The following is a 19,623-nucleotide window of genomic DNA, read 5'->3' on the forward strand; positions in this document are numbered from 1 at the left end:
GCATTGAGTCCGCACGCCTGTCGTTGCCTGCTCTTCGATTCCCCACGTTCCCGGAACATCCCGTGTCTTCCACCGTCGCCCGCGACGACGAGCCAACACCCGCCGACGCGGCACTTCGTACGCTCATTGCCCGATGGCGGGACGATCCGGGCGGCACCTACCGCTCATGGTTCCTCTGGGAGGAGCGCCTCAAGAACTTCCGCTCCATCCGCCGGGGCATCACCGAGGTGGTGGCGGAGATCGAGATCGGGACGTTCGGCAATGCCTACCGCGGGTCTGCCCTCGAGACAGTCGTACATTCCGTGGCTGAGCAGCGGCAGCTCTTCAAGGGGGCCGATCACGCGTGGCTGTGGAAGCCGAAGCTGCGCATTCCCGACATCTACGAGCACCCCGACAACCAGCGCGCCTTCGGCCGCTTCCTCGACACCTGCGCCTGTTGCTCCACGGAGGCGCAGGTCCTGACCGCCATTCGGCGGCTCGACGAGCGCGCGATCAAGGGGCTGGGCCCCGCCGCGGCGAACCTGCTCTATTTCCTGCACCCGACGCTCGTCCCGCCGTTCAACACGGCGATCGTGAACGGGTACAACGCCCTCACCGGCGCCCGGGTAAAGCTCGGCCGCTGGGACGAGTACCTGGCGATGCGCGAGGGCGTCCTCCGGCTGAACGCTCAACATCGCGACCTGTTATCCAACGACCTGGGCGCCATCGCCGGGCTCCTGTTCGATGTTGGGAGCGGCCGGTACGCCGCGCCGCCGCGCGGCATCGCCGCGGCGGCGGCGGCGGAGCGAGCTAAGTGGGAAGCGGACCTCGCGCGCGTTCGCGACGAAGGGGCGAAGTCGGCGAGGGCGCTCGCCATCGCCCGCGAGGGTGATCGTACACACACCGAGGTGCAGGGGTGGCTTCGAGATCTCGGACACGCGCTCGGCTACGAGGTGTGGGTGGCGGCGAACGATCGGGCCAGACCGTGCGGCGACGGCCGCCTGAGTGACGGGTGTCTCGAGACACTCCCACCGGCCGTGGCAGGCGCGCCGGGCGCGGACGCCATCCGGCTCATCGACGTGCTCTGGCTGGAGCGGCCTGATACTGCAGTCGCCGACGACGGCCGCGTAGCGGCAGCCTTCGAGGTCGAGCACACGACCTCGATCTACTCGGGCATCGTGCGCTTGCTGGACCTCGCGCTCGGTGTCCCCGACCATGCGGTACGCGGGCTCTTTCTCGTCGCGCCGGACGACCGCGAGCACGAGGTCCGCGCGCAGCTCGCCCGGCCGGCCTTCAGCCGCGTCGCCGATCTCTCCGTGCGCTTCCTGCCGTATGGCGAGCTGGAGGCGCACCGGCACGCCATGGGGCGCTTCGGGCACGGGCTGAAGGCGGTCGAGGCGGTCGCGCGAGCGTTGACCCGACCGTAGACCGGGAGACTGGCCGACGACTGCGGCGGCGCATCGACCGAGCAACCGCTCTCAGAGATCCAGCCTTGTTGCCGATGGCACGGCTGAATACGATTCGTGCACGTTTTATGCTGCGTGCAGTACACCCGGACGAAGCCGAATGACGCGGTGGCAACGCAACCGGGCCGCGTTAGGTGCTCGACGCCCGTGTGTCCACCGATCCGGAGCCGAGCCCTCCCACGTGGACATTCTCCTACCGATGAGATCATGAAGGACCACCTGAGCGACCGATTGGAGGCCGCCGCACGCGCGCCGCTGTCGCGCCGCCGATTCCTGCAATCGACCAGTGCCCTCGGGCTGCTCGCCGGCGCCGAGGCGCTGCTGCCCAGTTACGCGCGTACGGCGCCCAACGGACGCGCGGCGCAGCCACTCCAGCCACGGATGATCGATGGGGTCGCCGTGTACGACCTGGCGATCGCCGAGACGCCGTTCGAGATCGCGGGGCGTCGCACGACGGCGGTCACCATCAACGGAACCGTCCCGGGTCCGCTCCTCCAGCTCCGCGAGGGGCAGGAGACGATCCTCCGTGTGTCCAATCGGCTGAAGGAGGATACCTCCATCCACTGGCACGGTGTGCTTCTGCCGCCAGAGATGGATGGCGTACCCGGCGTGAGCTTTCCCGGCATCGTTGCGGGCTCGACATTCGAGTACCGATTCCCTCTGAAGCAGTACGGCTCCTATTGGTACCACAGCCACTCGGGTCTTCAGGAGCAGCTCGGTCACTACGGGCCGCTCGTCATCGAGCCTCAGGATGGCTACCCGTACCAGTTCGACCGGGAGTATTTCGTCGTGCTCTCGGACTGGACGTTCGAGAACCCATACCGCGTGCTGGAGAAGCTCAAGAAGCAGCCGGACTACTACAACTTCCAGAAGCGCACAGTCTTCGACTTTTTTGGGGACGTCGCGAAGCGCGGCTTCAGGTCCACTGTTCGGGATCGACTCATGTGGGCGGGAATGCGCATGAACCCGACGGACCTCAACGACGTCACCGGCGCCACCTACACGTACCTGGTGAACGGGATGGCGCCCGTCTCGAACTGGACGGGGCTCTTCCGTCCGGGCGAGCGCGTGCTGCTGCACTTCGTCAACGCCGCGGCGGCCACCTACTTCGACGTGCGCATCCCGGGGCTGCCGATGACGCTCGTTCAGGCGAGCGGCCAGTACGTGCAGCCGGTGGAGACGGACGAGTTCCGCATCGAGATCGCGCAGACGTTCGACGTGATCGTCGAGCCGACGGAGGATCGCGCCTACACCGTGTTCGCCGAGTCCATGGACCGCAGCGGTTACGCGCGCGGCACACTGGCGCCGCGCGAGGGGATGAGCGCCGAGGTACCGCCCCGCCGCCCGCGCCCCGTGCTCACCATGGCCGACATGGGTATGGACCACGACGAAATGGCAGGCATGGACCACAGCCAGATGCCGGGAATGGGGCAGACGCCGCCGACGGCGGACACGGCGCGGAGCGCGGCCGCCCCACGCGACACCAGCGCGATGACCGATCACGCTGGGCACGACATGAATGCCATGGCCAAGGCCGAGACAGTCGACCAAGCGAAGTACGCGATCGCCGGCATCGTGCGGACGAGTGGGCTCCGTTCCCCCGGCACGGTGCCGGGCATGCTCGAACACGAGGCGAACAGGCACGGCCCCGGCAACGCCGCCGTGCCGATGATGGTGCAAAGCCGTCTCTCGGAGCCCGGCCTCGGCCTCGGCGACGACGGGTGGCGCGTGCTCCGGTATACCGACGTGCGCGCGCTGAAGCCGCGTCCGGACTTCCGCGCTCCCGAGCGGGAGATCGAGCTGCACCTGACTGGCAACATGGAGCGTTTCATGTGGTCGATCGACGGCGTCGCGTTCAAGGACAGCGAGCCGATCCGTTTCAAGTACGGCGAGCGACTGCGGTTCACCATGGTAAACGACACCATGATGAACCATCCGATGCACCTGCACGGGATGTGGATGGAGCTGGAGAACGGCCACGGCGAGCTGATCCCGCGCGTGCACACGGTAAACGTGAAGCCTGCCGAGCGTCTCTCCCTGCTGATCACGGCCGATGCGCCGGGGATGTGGGCTTTCCACTGCCACATCCTCTATCACATGGAAGTGGGAATGTTTCGCGTGGTCGAGGTCTCGCAGCCGGGGCAGCCCCGAACCACGGAGCAACACCACCATGAGAGCTGAACTGTTCCGACGGTTGGTCCGTCGCGTACGCTCCGCAGCCGTAGTGCTCGGGTCGCTGCTTCTGACCCTTCCCGGCCGCGCTGACGCACAGGGCATCGGGCTGAAGCACCTGCTGGAGATGATGGACTGGGGACGGGAGACCTACGTCCTGGCCGAGGTGCTGGAATTCGCGCCGGACGGCGTGGGCCGGCCCGTGCGCTACGATCTGCTGGGCTGGGCCGGGGGCGCCTCCAACCGTCTCTGGGCCAAGGCGGACGGCGAGCACGGCACGCGCAACGGCGGCGGGGAGATGGAGGTCCAGCTACTCTACGGCCGGCTGCTCACACCCTGGTGGGACGGACAGGTCGGCGCGAAGGTGGACACCCACTACGGCGAGGGGAGCACGAGCACCCGCACCTCGCTCGCGCTCGGTGTCCAGGGACTGGCGCCGGGCTGGTTCGAGGTGGAGCCCACGCTCTTCGTCAGCCAGGACGGTGACGTCTCCGCGAGCCTGGAGGCGTCGTACGACCTGCTGTTCACGCAGCGCCTGGTGCTCCAGCCGCGCCTCGAGACGAGTGTCGCCCTCCAGGAGGTGCCGGAGTTCGGCGTCGGGTCCGGCTTCAACGACGTCGAGCTCGGCATGCGGATGCGCTATGAAATCCGGCGTGAGTTCGCCCCCTACCTCGGCTTCTCGTGGGCCCGCCGGCTCGGAGGCACGGCGGACCTCGCCCACGCGTCGGGCGAGCCGGTGCGCGAGTTCTCCCTCGTGGCCGGGGTGCGGCTTTGGCGCTGAGCGACGCCGAGCGTCGGGGAATCCCTTGCCGGCCAGCGGGCTGCCACCCGCTGGCCGGCTGCTTTTATCTGTCATAAACTCGGGTGCGACCCAGCGCCGTCGTCGAGTGACGATGCGGTTCTGGTTGGACGAGCCGGACCAGCGCAGGACGCGAGGCCGCGAGACACCGGAGGAGATCGTGACGGGCGCATCCGCAGGACGGACGGCTAGGCAGCTGAGGGCGGAGCGGCGCACCGCGCCAGACTCTGGCATGACAGCGACGCTGCGCTCGGCACCCCGCCTGGGCCGGATCCTGCGGGTGCTCGCGCGCCACGGTTTCATCGGCGCCGTCCGCGGCGAGCGGCACTGGCCGTCCCCGGCGCAGGCGCGCGAGGCGCTGGAGGAGCTCGGCGTCGTCTTCCTCAAGTTCGGCCAGGTGCTCGCCATGCGGCGAGACCTCCTGCCGGCGGCGTACATCGACGAGTTGGAGCGCCTGCACGATCGGCTCCCGCCGATGCCGGACGCCGAGGTCCGTGCCACCATCGAAACGGAGCTCGGCGGCACCGTCGAGGAGCTGTTCGGCTCGTTCGAGGGCGAGCCGCTCGCGGCGGCGACGATCGCGCAGGTGCACGTCGCGACGCTGGCCGACGGCCGTGCCGTGGTCGTAAAGGTGCGCCGGGGCGGCCTGTCCGAGCGGATCGCCGAGGACACCGCGACGCTTGCATACCTGGCGGCGCTCACCGAGCAGTTGGCACCGCGGTTCCGCTCGCTCGACCTCGTAGGGATGGTGCGCGAGTTCCGCCAGAGCCTGCGTCGCGAGACCGACCTCGCCCGCGAGGGCCAGACGATCCGCCGCTTCCGCGCGGCGCTGGCGGACGTGGACGGCGTGTGGATCCCGGACGTCGTGTCGGAGCGCACGACGAGCGCGGTGCTGACGCTGGAGCACTCGCCGGGCGTTCGCATCGACCGGTACGCGGAGGAGCACCCGGCGGCAGGGCCGACGCTGGCGCGGCAGCTCGCCACGCTGGTGCTGTACCAGGTGTTCGAGACCGGCCTGTTCCACGCTGACCCGCACCCCGGCAACGTGTTCGTGCTGCCGGACGGGCGGCTCTGCCTGCACGACTTCGGCATGATCGGCGAGCTCGACGAGCCGCTGCGGGAGGGGCTCACGCGGCTCCTGGACGCCGTCGTGCGCGGCGACGCGCGGGTCGCGACGGACACGTACCTGGAGCTGGGGCTCGTCGGCGACGACGTCGACCGGCCGGCGCTCGAGGCCGATCTGGCGGCGCTGCTCCGAGACGTGCGGGAGCGATCGCTGGCGGAGATCTCGGTGGGGAACGCGCTCGCATCGCTCCTGCGGGTGGGGAGCCAGCATCGCGTGCGGAACCCGGGCGAGCTGCTCCTGCTCGCCCGGGCGTTCCTCCTCGCCGAGGCGGTCATGCGCCGGCTCGACCCTCAGCTCGACGTGCTGGAGGTCTTCCGGGGCCAGGTCGCGCGGCTCGCCCTCCGCCGGTACTCGCCGGAGCGGCTGCTACGGGACGGACGGCAGCTCACCCGCGACCTCGAACGCGTGGCGCGCGAGGCGCCGGCCGACGTGCGACGAACGCTCCGGCGCCTCGCCGACGGCGACCTCGGCCGGGTACATGCGCCGGAGCTCACCGCGCTCGGGCAGCGCGCGAGCCGGAACCTCGAGAGGCTCACGGGCGCGGTCGCGTCCGCGGCGCTCGTCGTCGCCGGAGCCATGCTCGTGATGGTGGACGGTTGGCACCGCATCGCCGGCGATGTGCTCCTCGCCGTGGGCGTGGTGGGGACTCTCGCCACCGCGCTTGGCGCCCTCCGGAGGCGGCGCTCGTGAGGCGGCCGCTTGGCGGACGGCGACCGGGCAGCACCCGACGTGCGGCAGCGCGCCGGCGTTGGCTGCCATGCCGGCCCGAATGATCAACCGAAAGAGGTGAACGACATGCCACGCATCCTCGTGATCGACGACGACCCGACCGTGACCAGCGTGCTGAAGCGCGGGCTGGCCTACGAGGGATTCATCGTGGACACGGCTGCTACCGGCGCGCAGGGGCTCGCCATCGCTCGCGATCACGCACCCGACCTCGTGATCCTCGACGTCATGTTGCCGGGGCTCGACGGCTTCCAGGTACTCGAGCGCCTGCGGAACGCCGACGCGGAACTGCCCGTCATGATGCTCACGGCGCGCGACGCACCGGCCGACGAGGTGCGCGGCCTGCGTCAGGGCGCCGACGACTATGTCATCAAGCCATTCACTCTCGAGGTGCTCGCGGCGCGCGTCAAGGCGCTGCTCCGCCGCCGCGAGCAAGACGCCCCGGAGGTGCTACGCTTCGCCGACCTGAGCCTCGACACCGGCACGCGTCGCGCGTTACGGACTGTGCGCGACATCGAGCTCACGGCCACGGAATACGAGGTGCTGCGGCAGTTCCTGCTCCACCCACGTCGCGTCCTGCCCAAGCACTTCCTCATGGACCGCGTGTGGGGCTACGACATGGAGGGAAGCTCGAACGTGCTGGAGGTCTACGTCAAGCAGCTCCGGCAGAAGCTCGAGGCGGGCGGCGAACCGCGACTCATCCACACATTCCGCGGCGCGGGGTACGTGCTACGCGAGACGTGAGGAGCAAGAGCAGTCGGCCACGGGAGCACATCCCGTGACCATGTCGCTTCGGCTGCGGCTCGCGCTCTGGTACTGCGCCCTTACTGGCGCGGTCGTCGTCCTCGTGTGCGTCTACAGTTATGCTGTCCACAGCCGGGCGCACTACGACGAGCTCGACGCGTCGCTGCGGAGCGCTACCCGCTACGTCGCCGCGGAGCTCGGCGGCGCCCGCAGCGACGCCGAGCGAGCCCGGATCACCTCGAGCGCGCACCGGCTTGGGACCGGAGTCCAGATGTACCGGGCCGACGACCGACGGCAGACGCTTCTGCCGACGGCGCCGGCAATCGACGTCGACGTCGGGGCGGTGCTCGCCGGGCCACCACGGGCCGCCTATCCCGCCGTCGCCGCGCTCGCCCCCGCGCTCCACCCGGCGGAGCACGGCCCAGGCGCCTTCGGACTCATGCGAGGAGCCGACGGGGGACGGTGGCGCGTGTTCGTCCTGCCAGACACCACGCCGGACGGGACGCCGCACTACCTGGCGACGGCGCTCTCGCTCGCCCACCTCGATGCCTCGGTCCGGCAGTTCGCGCGCCTCATGGCTGTCATGGCCGTCCTCGGCTGCGCGCTCACCTTTGTGGCCGGCTGGCTCATCGCCGGCCGGGCGCTCCGACCGGTCGCGCTCCTCACCGCGACCGCGCACGACATTGCGCAGTCGCGCATGTTCTCGCGGCGCGTGACCGTCGGCGCCCCGCGCGACGAGCTGGGCCGCCTCGCCATGACGTTCAACGAGATGCTCGGCAGCCTCGAACAGGCGTATGCCGCCCAGCAACGCTTCGTCTCCGACGCCTCGCATGAGCTGCGCGCACCCATCACGGCCATTCAGGCCAACCTGGAGCTGCTGCGGCGCCATGTCGCCATGCCGACGTCGGAGCGGGAGCAAGCGGTGGCCGAGGCGTACGCCGAGTCGGCGCGGCTCGCCCGCCTGGTTGCGGATCTCTTGGCGATGGCCCGGGCCGACGCGGGCGTGCCGATGCGTCGCGAGCGTGTGGAGCTGGATCGGATGTTGATGACCGTGCTCGGCGAGGTACGGCACCTCGCACGCGGCCAGCGGCTCGAGATCGAAGCCATCGAGCCGGTGGTCGTCCTGGGCGACCCCGACCGTCTCACCCAGCTCCTCATCATCCCGCTCGACAATGCGCTCCGTTACACGCCCCGGAACGGGCGCGTCGGCGTGGTGCTTCGCCGGCAGAGCGGTGTTGTCGAGGTCAGCGTCCGTGACACGGGCATCGGGATCACCGCGGACGATCTGCCGCACGTCTTCGATCGATTCTACCGCGCCGACCCGGCGCGCACCCGCGATCCGGGCGGCACGGGCCTCGGGCTCGGCATCGCCCGCTGGATCGCCGAGCAGCACGGCGGCACCATTGCCCTTGCGAGCGCACCGGGGCAAGGGACGACGGTCAGCATCCGCCTACCCACGGTCGCGTGACGACGGATCGGCCACGCCCGGGCCCGCCCACCTCACAATCCACCACGGGCTGCGGCGTCGGCGCGGCTTTCAGTGCTTCCTCAGCGTGCATTCAGCGTGCGAGTGAACCTTTCGCCCATCGACTGGCCGCCACTCGCACAGTCCGTCCCACCCTTCTGCAGGAGCAGGATGATGGCAGAGAGAGCCAAAGCCCGCGTCGCCGTGAACGGCTACGGCGTGATCGGCAAGCGCATCGCGGACGCGGTCGCGCTGCAGGACGACATGGAGCTGGTCGGCGTGGCCGACGTCGTTTCGGACTACCGCATCCGCGTCGCCGTCGAGCGCGACTACCCGATCTACGCGGCTGCCGATGAGGCGCGGGCCGGCATGGAGGCGGCGGGCATCCCCGTCGCCGGCTCCCTCGACGACCTGCTCGGGCAGGTGGACGTGGTGCTGGACTGCACGCCGAAGAAGATCGGCGCGCAGAACCGCCCCCGCTACCAGGCCGCCGGCGTGAAGTCCATCTGGCAGGGCGGCGAGAAGCACGAGGTGGCCGGCTACTCCTTCGTGGCGCAGGTGAACTACGAGGGCGCTCTCGGCCGCGACTCGGCGCGCGTGGTGTCGTGCAACACGACCGCGCTGAGTCGCGTGCTGTTCGCGCTGCACCGTCACGGCTGGGTGAAGCGCGCCCGCGCCGTGTTGCTCCGCCGCGGCACCGACCCGTGGGAGTCGCACCTGAACGGGATGATCAACACCGTCATCCCCGAGACGAAGGTCCCAAGCCACCAGGGTCCCGACGCCCGGACGGTGATCCCCGATCTCGACATCACGACCATGGCCGGGGCTGGGCCATACAACCTGAGCCACATCCATTTCGCCATGGTGGAGACGACGCGGCCGGTGAGCCTCGACGAGCTGCGTGACGCGCTCTGGGACGCGCCGCGCATCGCCTTCGTGCGCAGCGGCGACGGACTGGTGGCGCTCAACAGCGTGGTCGAGTTGATGCGCGACCTCGGCCGCCCACGCGGCGACATGTGGGAGGTGGGCGTCTGGGAGGACGCGCTCGCGGTCGACGACCGCGAGGTCTATCTCACCTTCCAGGTGCACAACGAGTCGATCGTCGTGCCGGAGACCATCGACTGCATCCGTGCGCTCACCGGCATCGAGCACGACGGCTCGGCATCCATCGCCAAGACGGATGCGACGCTTGGTGTGACGAAGGCGTTCCTGCCGCGCACCACGCAGCCCGTGGCGCACGTCACGGGCGCGGACGTAGCGCACCCCGAGCTGGCGGTCGTGCGCGAGCGGCGCGCGGCGTTCATGGATGTCGGGTTCAAGGGCGCTGAGGAGCCGACTGATCCGGAGCCGACACCCGAGCAGATGGGGGGCACGGGGCGGAGCGCCACGACGAACCGGCCCGCAGGGCCCGCAGGAACACCCGAGGGCAAGGCGTGACCGCCATCCGTCGTCGCGGCAGTCGCCGCAGCACGTGTCATCGTACGAGGTGAACCCGAATGCGTGAAGTCGTCCTCGAGGCTGGCGGACTCCTTCGCGGGAGCTCCGCCCCCGCGCTGCAGACCTTTCTCCAGCGCCAGCCCGGCGTGCACCACGCCGAGGCGAACTACCTGAGCGAGACGGTGACCGTCGGCTTCGACGAGACGGTGACCACCCAGGCCGAGATCGAGCGGCTCATCGAGCAATGCGGCTACCACTGCCGCGGCGAGGTAGTGCCGCGCCACCTCTGCGCCCCCGAGCCGGGGGTCGCGGTCGACCACGCGGGGCACCCTGCCCCGCCGGGGCGGCCCGCGGCGGCGCCGGTCTCGCAGCCGGCGGCGCAGCTCGCCCACGAGATGGGGCACGGCGCCGGGATGGACATGGAGGCGATGGTGCGCGACGTCCGCCGCCGCTTCTGGGTGACGCTCGCGCTCTCCCTCGGCGTCGTGCTCTACTCGCCGATGGCGGAGATGCTCTTCGGATTGCGGCTCGAGGCCCCCTTCGGGCTGTCGAACAACGTCCTGATGTTCCTCCTCTCCACGCCGGCGATCCTGTGGGGCGGGCAGATGTTCTTCGTCGGCGGCTGGCGCGCGCTGAAGAACCGGGTGCTCGACATGTCGGTGCTCGTCGCGCTCTCGGTGGGCGCGGGCTACCTGTTCAGCATCGTCACCACCTTCGTCGTCGAGGGGGAGACGTTCTACGAGGCGGTGGTGGTGCTGCTCGTCTTCATCCTCTTCGGGCACTGGATGGAGATGCGCGCGCGGGCCGGCGCGTCGAACGCCATGCGGGCGCTGCTCGACCTGGCGCCGCCGATGGCGACGGTCGTCCGCGACGGGCAGCCGGTCGAGGTCCCGACGTCCGCGGTGCTGCAGGGGGAGATCGTCCTCATCCGGCCGGGCAACAAGATCCCGGTGGACGGGGACGTGCTCGACGGAGAGTCGAAGGTGGACGAGTCGATGATCACCGGCGAGAGCCTGCCGCTGGACAAACGACCGGGCGACACGGTGACGGGCGGCACGATCAACCTGATGGGCACCTTCCGCTTCCGGGCGACGAAGGTCGGTGCGGACACCGCGCTCGCTCAGATCGTCAAGCTGGTGCAGATCGCGCAGAACTCCAAGGCGCCGGCCCAGCGGCTGGCCGACAGCGCGGCCCAGCTCCTCGTGGTGGCGGCCATCGTCCTCGGCGTCCTGACCTTCGTCGGCTGGTACTGGATCGGCGGCGAGCCGGCCATGTTCGCGATGACGCTGGCGATCACGGTCGTGGTCATCGCCTGCCCCGACGCGCTCGGCCTGGCCACACCGACGGCGGTGATGATCGGCACCGGGCTGGGTGCGTTGAACGGGATCCTCTTCAAGAACGCAACTGCGCTCGAGCAGGCGAGCAAGATCCAGACGATCGTCTTCGACAAGACCGGGACGCTGACCGTCGGTCAGCCGCGGGTCGTCGACGTGGTCGTCGACCCCTCGAGCCCGGTCGCCGAGGACGAGTTCGTGCGCCTGGTGGGCTCGGCGGAGCAGTCGAGCGAGCACCCGCTGGCGCGCGCCGTGGTCGACCACGCCCGGGAGCGGCAGCTCGCGCTCGCGGACGCGACCGGCTTCGAGGGGATCGCCGGGCACGGGCTCCGGGCGACGGTGGACGGTCGCACGATCCTCGTGGGCAATCGCAAGCTGATGCAGGACAACGGCGTCGCGTTGGACGGTCTGGGGACACGCGCGAGCGAGATGCAGGGCGCGGGGCGCACGGTCTTCTTCGCCGCCATCGATGGGCGCCCCGGCGGCCTCATCGCCATCGCCGACGCCATCCGCCCCTCCTCCCGCCGCACGATCGAGGAGCTGCATGCGCACGGCGTGCAGGTCGCGATGCTCTCGGGCGACAACCAGGCGACCGCCGAGCGGATCGCGGCGGAGCTGGGGATGGACACCGTGTTCGCCGACGTCCTCCCGGGGCAGAAGGCGGACAAGGTCAAGGAGCTGCAGAGCCAGGGGAAGCTGGTGGCCATGGTGGGCGACGGCGTCAATGACGCGCCGGCACTCGCGCAGGCCGACGTCGGCATCGCCATCGGCGCGGGGACCGACGTCGCCATGGAGACGGCCGACGTGGTGCTCATGAAGAGCGACCCGTACGACGTGCTCGGCGCGATCGCGCTGAGCCGCGCGACGGTGCGCAAGATGAAGCAGAACCTCTGGTGGGCGACCGGCTACAACATCGTCGCGTTCCCGCTCGCGGCTGGCGTCTTCTATCCGAGCCTCGGCGTCCTGCTGAGCCCCTGGGTCGCCGCCGTCTCGATGTCGGGCAGCTCGCTCATCGTCGCGGTGAACGCGATGCTGCTCAAGTGGACGCGCCTGCCCGGCATCCGCCGGCAGGCGCCGGGCGGGCCGATCGACGATCGCGTGCTTGCGGCCGACGCCGGAGCCGCGGGGCCCCAACGAGTGGCCGCGTCGTAGTTGGAGGCACGATGCGAGCGTGGTCGTGGGTGCTACTCGGCACGGGCGCGGTGGCTGTGGTGGGTGCGGGGCATATCGCGATCCCGAAGCCGGCGATCCCGAAGCCGGCGGACCCTGCCGCCGAACCACTGGCGACTGAGCCGGTGTCCGCCGCGGGGCCGCCGTTGCACGTGGTCGAGCGGGGCGGGGGCGGGCGCACGCTAGTCTTCCTGCCGGGGGTGGGCGGCACGACGCGGTACTGGGACAGCCGCGTCGTCCCCCTCGCGGCAGACCACCGCCTGGTGCTGGTTGACCCGCTCGGCTTCGGGCTCTCGGCGAAACCGGACACCGTCTACTCCGTGGAACGCCATGTCGCGGAACTTCACCGCGTGCTTGCAGGACGCGGGCGCGTGACGCTCGTCGGGCATTCGTTCGGGGCGCTTCTGGCAGTCGCCTACGCTGCACGCCACCCCCAGGGCATCGACGGTCTGGTGCTCGTGGGGCTGCCGTACTTTGGAAATGAGGAACTTGCGCTCGCCCACTTCGGTCGCAGTCGGGTGCCGGAGCGGTGGCTAATGACGAACGTCGGACTTGCGGCCGCCACGTGCATCGTCACGCGACGCGTCGTGGGCCGTGCGCTGCCGCGGCTCCTGCCGGACCTCCCGCGGGAGGTCGCCGAGGACCTGGTGCAGCACACTTGGCGCTCCTCGACGTCCACGCTCTGGGAGGTGGTCTACCGATACGACGCGGCGCCGGACGCCGCACGACTGCCTGACACTCTCCCGATCCTTATGCTCCACGGCGACCGCGACGAGACAGCACCGCTGGCGGGCGCGCGTCGGCTGATGCAAGGGCGTCGGTTGTGGCAGCTTGCCGTCCGGCCAGGGGGCGACCACCACCTGCTCCTCCGTGACCCAGCCTGGGTCGTCGCGAAAATCCAGTCCTTCCTCAACGCTACGCAGCGGAAGGTCGGCGCGACGGCATCACCCGCGTGAACGGCGCACGGTCGCCATCGACATGGAGAATGGCCGGCTCGGCAGAGACGAGATCGGCACACTGCCGTCCGGCGCCGCCACCCGTGTCGTCAACCGATGAACAGGGGGCTCAACTCTGGGTACTTCGAGTCCGCGTACTACTCAAACAGGCGCGCATCGGGCGATGCTGCAGCCGCTGCCGCTCGGTCGCACGCGGTCGGACCTGGGTCGGCCGAGGCGTCGCAGGGGATACTGCCCGTTGCCTTCGATGAGTCGAGGCCACCAGGTGGCGAGAGGTTTCCTGGGGCGACGCAGAAGGGACGAGGGATCTGCCTCATCAGTTGAGTCTTCGGTGTGGTGCCGTCATGGAGCAGCCGTCGGCCGCCGCTGCCCGGTACAGCCGGGCAGACCCATGGCGAGCGCGCCCAGCGATCACATGGTGCCCGAGCTCGTGGATACCGACAATACCGATCACCGCGAGCGCGTACGACGGTACACCGAGCGTTTAGCGCAGCAGCTCTGCCATGAGGTTGACGCGCTGGTGCAGTGCCCCGGACCACGTTGTCGTGGCGAGCGTCGCCAGCAGTAGCACCGTCGGCCACTGCGAGGCGACTCGGCTGTGGCAGCGGGATGCGACGTCTACCGACGCGTCTCCACCGGCGGCGCAGACATCCTCCGACGACGGCCGGGGCCGGTGGATCTGCACATCGGGCGCTCGCGTCCTCGCATCCTCGCGTTCTCCCGCCATGCTGCCTCGCATCCCCGGGACTCGCCTCGTCCGAAGACCGCCCGTTGCCCGCCGGCGACCGCGTCGCCAAGGCCGACGAACGACCGGCCACGATCTCCTCCGCTGGCGTGTGAATGAGGTCAGCAAGAGATGAAGACCGCCTGAGGGCGCTCTGAGGCGATTGCAACGGCACGCCCCGTCAAGCACAACTGCGCGCTCAGCCCGGTGTTCATCCGTTGGTGACTCGGCCAGGCTCCCTCACGTTGCGCTCACCCCGTCCTCGAGGGAACGTCATGAACCCTGACGGCGAATGACATCCGTCTTGAACAGGCCGATCACGCTCTCCGCGAGGGTGGTGTCGTACGAGTCTCCGCGGCTGCCGACCGAGGGTTCAATCCCGGCGCCGCGAGGCGTTCGGTGTAGCGAATCGCGAGATGCTGCAACTCGCGGTCGGAGTGGTGAATAAGCGACGCCGTCGGTTGTCGGGCGTACACCGCTTGCTCCAGCGCGTCGAGGGCGAGATCGGTCCGCATCGTCGCGGACGCGCGCCAAGCCGTCGGCGCACATCAGGCGTTCCACCGTGCACCGCGCGACCGTCGTCTCTTCGCGTCGCCGTTGGTGCCACACCTTCCGCACGCCGTAGAGGCCCTTGCTGTCCTTCCGTAGACTCCCCCGTCAAGCGGACAGTTGCAAACGAGACTCAGGGACAGGGTGACGTTGGTCCCGTTTGGAGACAGGTCTAAGCTGGAGTAGCCGCGAGCGAACGCTCCTCAGTGTCCTGACGCTTACGCGTAAACTCCCTGGGGGTCAGGTGTCCCAGGGCGCTGTGTGGGCGGTGGTCGTTGTAGTCCCGCTGCCAAGCTTTGAGCTTGGCGCGGGCGTCGTCAAGCGACACGTAGTGCTGCACGTTCAAGCACTCGTCCCACACTCGTCCCGCAGCCGGCCATTGAAGGACTCGATGTGCCCGTTATCCGTGGGTTTACCGGGGCGCGTGAAGTCGAGCTGGACGCCCCGCTCGTAGGCCCACGCTTCGAGCGCGCGGGAGGTGAATTCCGTGCCGTGGTCGCACGTGGATCGCACGTGATCGAGACGGGGCGTCCCGCCCGCGCGATGGCCTCATCCAGCAGGGCGGCGACGCGCGCGCCCCGGAAGCCAAACGCGGGCTCCAGTAGCACACTCTCGCGATTCCAGTGATCGATCAGGGTCAGATCAGGGTCAGATCAGGGTCAGCACGCGAAAGGGCCGTCCGTCGAGCAACTGACAAGCAACTGATCATGCACGAAGTCCATGCTCCATGGTTACTCCAGCGCTGCGCCCGCGCGGTCGGCGGCGGGGGCGCCCCACGGTGCAGCGCCACGTGCTACCGTCGGCGCAGCCGATTGCGCAGTTGCAACCCCTCCAGGCGATACAACCGCCGCACCCGCTTCTTGTGGACCAGCCAGCCCTCCCGGCGGAGCAGCACGTGGAGGCGCAAATACCCGAAGCGCGGACGGGCCTGCGCGAGGTCGCGGATCCGGAGGCGGAGCGCCCCCTGATCCTTCGCGCGACTGCGCCGATACCACGCGTGTTCCACGCGGCCCGCGAGAAGCCCGCCAGGCGACAGGCGCGCACCACGGAGACCTGAAACTGGCCTTGCCCCGCTGGGACGGACACCCAGATAGCCTCGCTATAGTTCGGGGCGGAGGTGTCCAATGGGCGAGAAGCGACGGCAGTTCACGGCGGAGTTCACGGTGGAGGCGGTGCGTCTGGCCGGCGAGCCGGGACGGACGACGGGTCAGGTGGCCCGGCAGCTCGGCATCCGGCCCGACATGCTGCGGACCTGGCGGCGGCAGTACAACGCGGCACCGGCGCCACACGAGGCGTTTCCGGGCAATGGGAAGCTCACGAGCCAGGATGAGGAGATCCGGCGTCTCCGGCGAGAGTTGGAGGTCACCAAGCAGGAGCGGGATTTTTTGAAGCGAGCGACGGCGTTCTTCGCGCGGGAATCGCGGTGACGTACGGCTGCATCGACGAGCACCGGGACCGGTTCGACGTCGCTCTCCGTCGCTCTGATGTGTCGCCTGCTCCGCGTCTCGCGCGGCGGGTACTACGGTTGGCGCGCCCGCCAGGCGGCAGGCCGCTCGACGGGACGCGCGGCCGCCGATGCCGCGCTTACCGCCGACATTCGCGAGGTGCACCGCGCGAGTCGCCGCACCTACGGCAGCCCGCGCGTCCACGCCGAGCTCAGGTCCAAGGGCCAGCACGTGGCGCGCAAGCGGGTCGCGCGCTTGATGCAGGCGCATGGCTTGGTCGCGCGCCGACGCCGGCGCCGGGCGTGCACGACCGACTCGGCGCATGCGCATCCGGTCGCCGAGAACGTGCTGGATCGCCAGTTCGGCGTCGAGCAGCAGGCCGCAGCCGCCCGCACGTGGGCGAGCGTGTGGGTGGGCGACATCCCCTATCTGCCCACCCGGGAAGGGTGGCTGTACCTGGCCGTCGTGCTCGATCTTGGCTCACGGCGTGTGATCGGCTGGAGCATGCGACACACCCTGGAGCGTGGGCTCACGCTCGACGCGCTCGCCATGGCGATCACGGCGCGGCAGCCGGGGCGAGGGGTCTTGCATCACACGGATCGGGGAAGCCAGCACGGATTCAACCGGTCGTCGCAACAGTTGTGGTGTGCGTAGATCGTAGTAGGTCGTTGAAGGCTTCGGCAGGGGTTCGCCAGCCAAGAGTCTTGCGGGGACGCGTGTTGAGCGCGAGTGCAACCGCGGAAAGTTCTGAGGCGCTGTGTGCGCTGAGATCGGTACCCTTCGGGAAGTACTGGCGCAGCAGCCCATTAGTGTTTTCGTTCGTGCCACGCTGCCACGGACTGCGCGGATCGCAGAAGTAGACGGCCAGCCCCGTGTCGAGGCGCAGTGCCGCGTGTTCGGCCAACTCAGCTCCCTGATCCCACGTCAGAGAACGACGTAGTTGCGTGGGCAGTTGCTTCATCGCGCGAGTGATCGCGTCGCGGACGGCGGCAGCGCCATGCCCCGCGAGCGGCGGACCGTTCTTCGTGTCCGTGACGCGCAGACCCGGCGTGTGGCCGGCCATCCGCGGGAGATGCAGCAGGAGGGTAAAGCGGCTGGTGCGCTCCACCAGTGTGCCGATAGCGGAGCTCTCGAGGCCGAGTATGAGATCGCCCTCCCAATGCCCAGGAACGGCGCGATCCTGCACTTCGGGCGGACGCTCGCTGATCAGGATCTCGGGTGTGACGAAGTGCTTGCCGCTGCGCCCGGTCCTGCCACGCGGCACGCGAAGCGCCCGCCCCGTACGCAGGCACGCGGTGAGTTCCTGGCGGAGCGCCCCACGGCCTTGGATGTACAGCGCTTGGTAGATCGCTTCCGCGCTAATGCGCATCGTGGGATCATCGGGGAAGTCGAGCATCAGACGGTGCGCGATCTGAGCGGGGCTCCACGCGCGGCCCCAGCGGCGGTGCTGCCGTCGCCCTTTCTTCCGGCCGGTCCATTCAACCGTCGGCCCATGGACCCGCCGGCCGCCGGGCGTGGCGATCACGCCGGCCAAGCGGTCCTGCACATACTGCCGCAGCTTGGGGTGGACCGCCAGCTTCGCGGCCTTCGGGCGCTGCGCCGCGCGATCCGCGTGCCACTGCGCCGTCGTGGCCTTGTAGTCGAGGCAGCCTCCGCGTCGCGCGGCGTTACGCCGAAGCTCCCGCGAGATCGTGGAAGGGGCTCGGCCCATTCGCCGTGCGCAGTCCCGCACCCCCAAGCCTTGGGCCCGCAGGAGCGCGAGTTCTTCACGCTCGGCGAAGGAGAGATAGCGACCGCTGAGCGGCGGCGCGGAGGGTGCGAGGTGAGTGGGCGGCATCCCACCAGCATGCCGGAACCATCGCGCCCCCACCACCCACGACACCCGAGCCTCCTGCACTGCCATCTCCGGATACAGCCCACGCGCAATAGCCGCCCAGAAGCGGACACGGTCCTCGCGTCGGCCGACGGGTGGGCGTCCAGGGGACCGCAGGGGCTTCTGCACACGCTTCGCCGCCAACCAGTCGGAATGCTTGGTCATCGAACCCTCAACGTCACTAGAGGTGTTTCGACGACCGATTGAATCCACCCAGTATGCCTCCGGCGATTACCAGGCGATGCTTGCGGCGCAGGGCATGACGTGCAGCATGAGCCGGAGGGGCGATTGCTGGGACAATGCCGTGGCGGAGAGCTTCTTCGCCACGTTGAAGGCGGAGCTGGTGGAGGACGTTGACTGGCCGACGCGTGAGGCCGCCCGGGCTTCGGTGTTCGCGTACATCGAGGTCTGGTACAACAGGCAGCGACGGCACTCGAGCCTCGGTTACGTCAGCCCCGTGCAGTACGAGGAGCAGCAGCAGGCAGCATAAACCCCGTGTCCGTCAAAGCGGGGCAGGCCCAATCCCCGCATGGGCTCGCAAGTACAATGCGAACTGCTCCATGTGCCATAGTCCCGCGGTGCCGCGCCTGAACGCCCGCGGCATTCAGTTCAAGTGGGCGGGCTACCGCATGCCTGAGGAGATCGGTGAGAACGCGGAGGTCACGCGCCTTCAGGACTACGTTGCTGCGCGGACGCTCGTCCAATACCTGTACGAGAAGGCGAGTGGGGCCGCGACAGAAACCAATGGGTTCAGCGTCGACAACGTGAGCGTGTTTGTTGGGGGAGCGATCGGCAAAGCGTACGGGGGACTGGTCGAACTCGCGCGCGCGGCTGACGGTGAGGTCGAGGCACTGGTCTCGGCATCGTCCGTGTGGGGGTCCGAGCGACGCTTCGGGGGCCTCCGCGCCGGACAAGGACACATGCTCGCGCTTGGAGGAGGGGTCGCCGGTTTCGACCGTGCCATCGGCATTGCCCCGCCGCTGCCATTCGGCATGTCCAACACCGCGGTCCCCCTGAACCTTGGTGGAGATCTTGTAGGCGTGGAAGCGTTCCTCGTGGCCGGTTCGAATCGCAGCTCGGTCCAGGTGGTGAATGCCGTGGGAGGCGAGGCAGAGGGCTCGCGGAGCACGTCCAAAGATCTGGTGTTGACGAACCAGTTCGTCTGGGACGCGGCCGGCGCCGGGATCGGTGCAGCGGTGTACCTCGGGAGCACGCAGGGCCTCGCGGCCGAGGCGGCCAGCGAAAGATCGCGGTACACGCGAGTCGCGGTCACGGCCAACAAGTATATGGGCAACTTCGAAGCGCTCGGCGCGTATGTGCTCAGCAGAGATCGTGATCTCCCGGTCGGCGACGAGTTCGCTCGTGCTCGCGTTGATGGGCGGGCTTTTTGGTTCTCGGGTCAGCACACCTTTCGTCCGTCGCCGCTGACGCTCTTCTCACGGTGGGAAGTTCGTGACCCTGACGGTGACGCGGTAGACGACGCCGATCGCCGGTTCGTCGCGGGCGGTGTGCTCCCCCTCAATCTGCCGGAGTTTCTGCGACTGGCCCTCGAGTACCGAAGGGATCTACCGCAGGGAGGGAGCCGCCCTCGCCGTAACGGCTTGGCGGTCGAGTTTCAGATGACATTCTGATAGTCCCTCACAAATCCACCGCAGCGG

15 protein-coding genes and 1 pseudogene are annotated in these 19,623 nt (G+C 69.3%); 13 read left to right on the forward strand and 3 right to left on the reverse strand.

Translation table 11 applies throughout. The features are described from left to right. Positions 1–62 precede the first annotated feature (62 nt). The 9 genes from ABS52_04390 (at position 63) to ABS52_04430 (ending at position 13,374) form a co-directional block, all read left to right on the forward strand. Positions 63–1,406 (forward strand): type II restriction endonuclease, encoded by a 1,344-nt coding sequence (locus tag ABS52_04390; GenBank protein ID ODT04501.1) that lies wholly within the window; start codon positions 63–65, stop codon positions 1,404–1,406. A 246-nt stretch (positions 1,407–1,652) separates the two neighbouring features. Further along, the gene (locus ABS52_04395; protein ID ODT04502.1) at positions 1,653–3,626 is read left to right on the forward strand and encodes a copper resistance protein CopA; all 1,974 of its coding nucleotides are present in this window, start codon (positions 1,653–1,655) and stop codon (positions 3,624–3,626) included. Positions 3,627–3,639: 13 nt separating this feature from the next. Next, a complete protein-coding gene (locus ABS52_04400) occupies positions 3,640–4,398 on the forward strand; it encodes a hypothetical protein (GenBank protein ODT04503.1) in 759 nt (252 codons plus the stop codon). Positions 4,399–4,696: 298 nt separating this feature from the next. Next, positions 4,697–6,232, forward strand: a complete 1,536-nt coding sequence (locus tag ABS52_04405) for a hypothetical protein (protein ODT04504.1) — start codon at positions 4,697–4,699, stop codon at positions 6,230–6,232. 105 nt (positions 6,233–6,337) lie between these two features. Further along, positions 6,338–7,012 (forward strand): DNA-binding response regulator, encoded by a 675-nt coding sequence (locus ABS52_04410; protein ID ODT04556.1) that lies wholly within the window; start codon positions 6,338–6,340, stop codon positions 7,010–7,012. Between the two features lie 40 nt (positions 7,013–7,052). Continuing rightward, positions 7,053–8,480: a hypothetical protein gene (locus ABS52_04415; protein ID ODT04557.1), complete on the forward strand. Its 1,428-nt coding sequence runs from the start codon at positions 7,053–7,055 to the stop codon at positions 8,478–8,480. A gap of 201 nt (positions 8,481–8,681) precedes the next feature. Beyond that, positions 8,682–9,914 carry a glyceraldehyde-3-phosphate dehydrogenase gene (locus ABS52_04420; protein ODT04505.1) on the forward strand — a complete coding sequence of 411 codons (1,233 nt, stop codon included), beginning with the start codon at positions 8,682–8,684 and terminating at the stop codon, positions 9,912–9,914. 59 nt (positions 9,915–9,973) lie between these two features. Beyond that, positions 9,974–12,400, forward strand: coding sequence for a copper-translocating P-type ATPase (locus tag ABS52_04425; protein ID ODT04506.1), 2,427 nt, complete (start codon positions 9,974–9,976; stop codon positions 12,398–12,400). Between the two features lie 11 nt (positions 12,401–12,411). Further along, positions 12,412–13,374 (forward strand): hypothetical protein, encoded by a 963-nt coding sequence (locus tag ABS52_04430; protein ODT04507.1) that lies wholly within the window; start codon positions 12,412–12,414, stop codon positions 13,372–13,374. A 484-nt stretch (positions 13,375–13,858) separates the two neighbouring features. Here the strand turns inward: ABS52_04430 and ABS52_04435 are convergent, their stop codons facing one another. After that, positions 13,859–14,101: a hypothetical protein gene (locus tag ABS52_04435; GenBank protein ID ODT04508.1), complete on the reverse strand. Its 243-nt coding sequence runs from the start codon at positions 14,099–14,101 to the stop codon at positions 13,859–13,861. Between the two features lie 718 nt (positions 14,102–14,819). Then, positions 14,820–15,683 (reverse strand): annotated as a pseudogene (locus tag ABS52_04440) (hypothetical protein). An 88-nt stretch (positions 15,684–15,771) separates the two neighbouring features. On the opposite strand from ABS52_04440, the gene ABS52_04445 reads away from it, so the two are divergent. Both ABS52_04445 and ABS52_04450 read left to right on the forward strand, forming a co-directional pair. Continuing rightward, complete coding sequence (locus ABS52_04445) at positions 15,772–16,074, forward strand: hypothetical protein (GenBank protein ID ODT04509.1); 303 nt, start codon at positions 15,772–15,774, stop codon at positions 16,072–16,074. 57 nt (positions 16,075–16,131) lie between these two features. After that, on the forward strand, positions 16,132–16,746 hold the full coding sequence (locus tag ABS52_04450) for a hypothetical protein (GenBank protein ODT04510.1): 615 nt from the start codon (positions 16,132–16,134) through the stop codon (positions 16,744–16,746). Here ABS52_04450 and ABS52_04455 read toward each other — a convergent pair. After that, positions 16,712–18,130, reverse strand: coding sequence for an integrase (locus ABS52_04455; GenBank protein ODT04511.1), 1,419 nt, complete (start codon positions 18,128–18,130; stop codon positions 16,712–16,714). The two genes, ABS52_04450 and ABS52_04455, sit on opposite strands and share 35 nt — an antisense overlap. A gap of 76 nt (positions 18,131–18,206) precedes the next feature. Between ABS52_04455 and ABS52_04460 the strand changes: the two genes are divergently transcribed. Together ABS52_04460 and ABS52_04465 are read left to right on the forward strand one after the other, a co-directional pair. After that, entirely contained in the window at positions 18,207–18,455 is a 249-nt protein-coding gene (locus tag ABS52_04460) for a hypothetical protein (protein ODT04512.1), read from the forward strand. A gap of 88 nt (positions 18,456–18,543) precedes the next feature. Then, positions 18,544–19,596, forward strand: a complete 1,053-nt coding sequence (locus ABS52_04465) for a hypothetical protein (GenBank protein ID ODT04513.1) — start codon at positions 18,544–18,546, stop codon at positions 19,594–19,596. Positions 19,597–19,623: the final 27 nt, after the last annotated feature.

It is taken from the genome of Gemmatimonadetes bacterium SCN 70-22 (assembly GCA_001724275.1).
Taxonomy (GTDB): domain Bacteria; phylum Gemmatimonadota; class Gemmatimonadetes; order Gemmatimonadales; family Gemmatimonadaceae; genus SCN-70-22.

Coding starts and splice junctions, on each gene's coding strand:
- ABS52_04395 (ODT04502.1), top strand. CDS start 1,653: ATGAAGGACCACCTGAGCGACCGATTGGAGGCCGCCGCACGCGCGCCG.
- ABS52_04410 (ODT04556.1), top strand. CDS start 6,338: ATGCCACGCATCCTCGTGATCGACGACGACCCGACCGTGACCAGCGTG.
- ABS52_04415 (ODT04557.1), top strand. CDS start 7,053: ATGTCGCTTCGGCTGCGGCTCGCGCTCTGGTACTGCGCCCTTACTGGC.
- ABS52_04425 (ODT04506.1), top strand. CDS start 9,974: ATGCGTGAAGTCGTCCTCGAGGCTGGCGGACTCCTTCGCGGGAGCTCC.
- ABS52_04430 (ODT04507.1), top strand. CDS start 12,412: ATGCGAGCGTGGTCGTGGGTGCTACTCGGCACGGGCGCGGTGGCTGTG.
- ABS52_04435 (ODT04508.1), bottom strand. CDS start 14,101: ATGGCGGGAGAACGCGAGGATGCGAGGACGCGAGCGCCCGATGTGCAG.
- ABS52_04445 (ODT04509.1), top strand. CDS start 15,772: ATGGGCGAGAAGCGACGGCAGTTCACGGCGGAGTTCACGGTGGAGGCG.
- ABS52_04450 (ODT04510.1), top strand. CDS start 16,132: ATGTGTCGCCTGCTCCGCGTCTCGCGCGGCGGGTACTACGGTTGGCGC.
- ABS52_04455 (ODT04511.1), bottom strand. CDS start 18,130: ATGACCAAGCATTCCGACTGGTTGGCGGCGAAGCGTGTGCAGAAGCCC.
- ABS52_04460 (ODT04512.1), top strand. CDS start 18,207: ATGCTTGCGGCGCAGGGCATGACGTGCAGCATGAGCCGGAGGGGCGAT.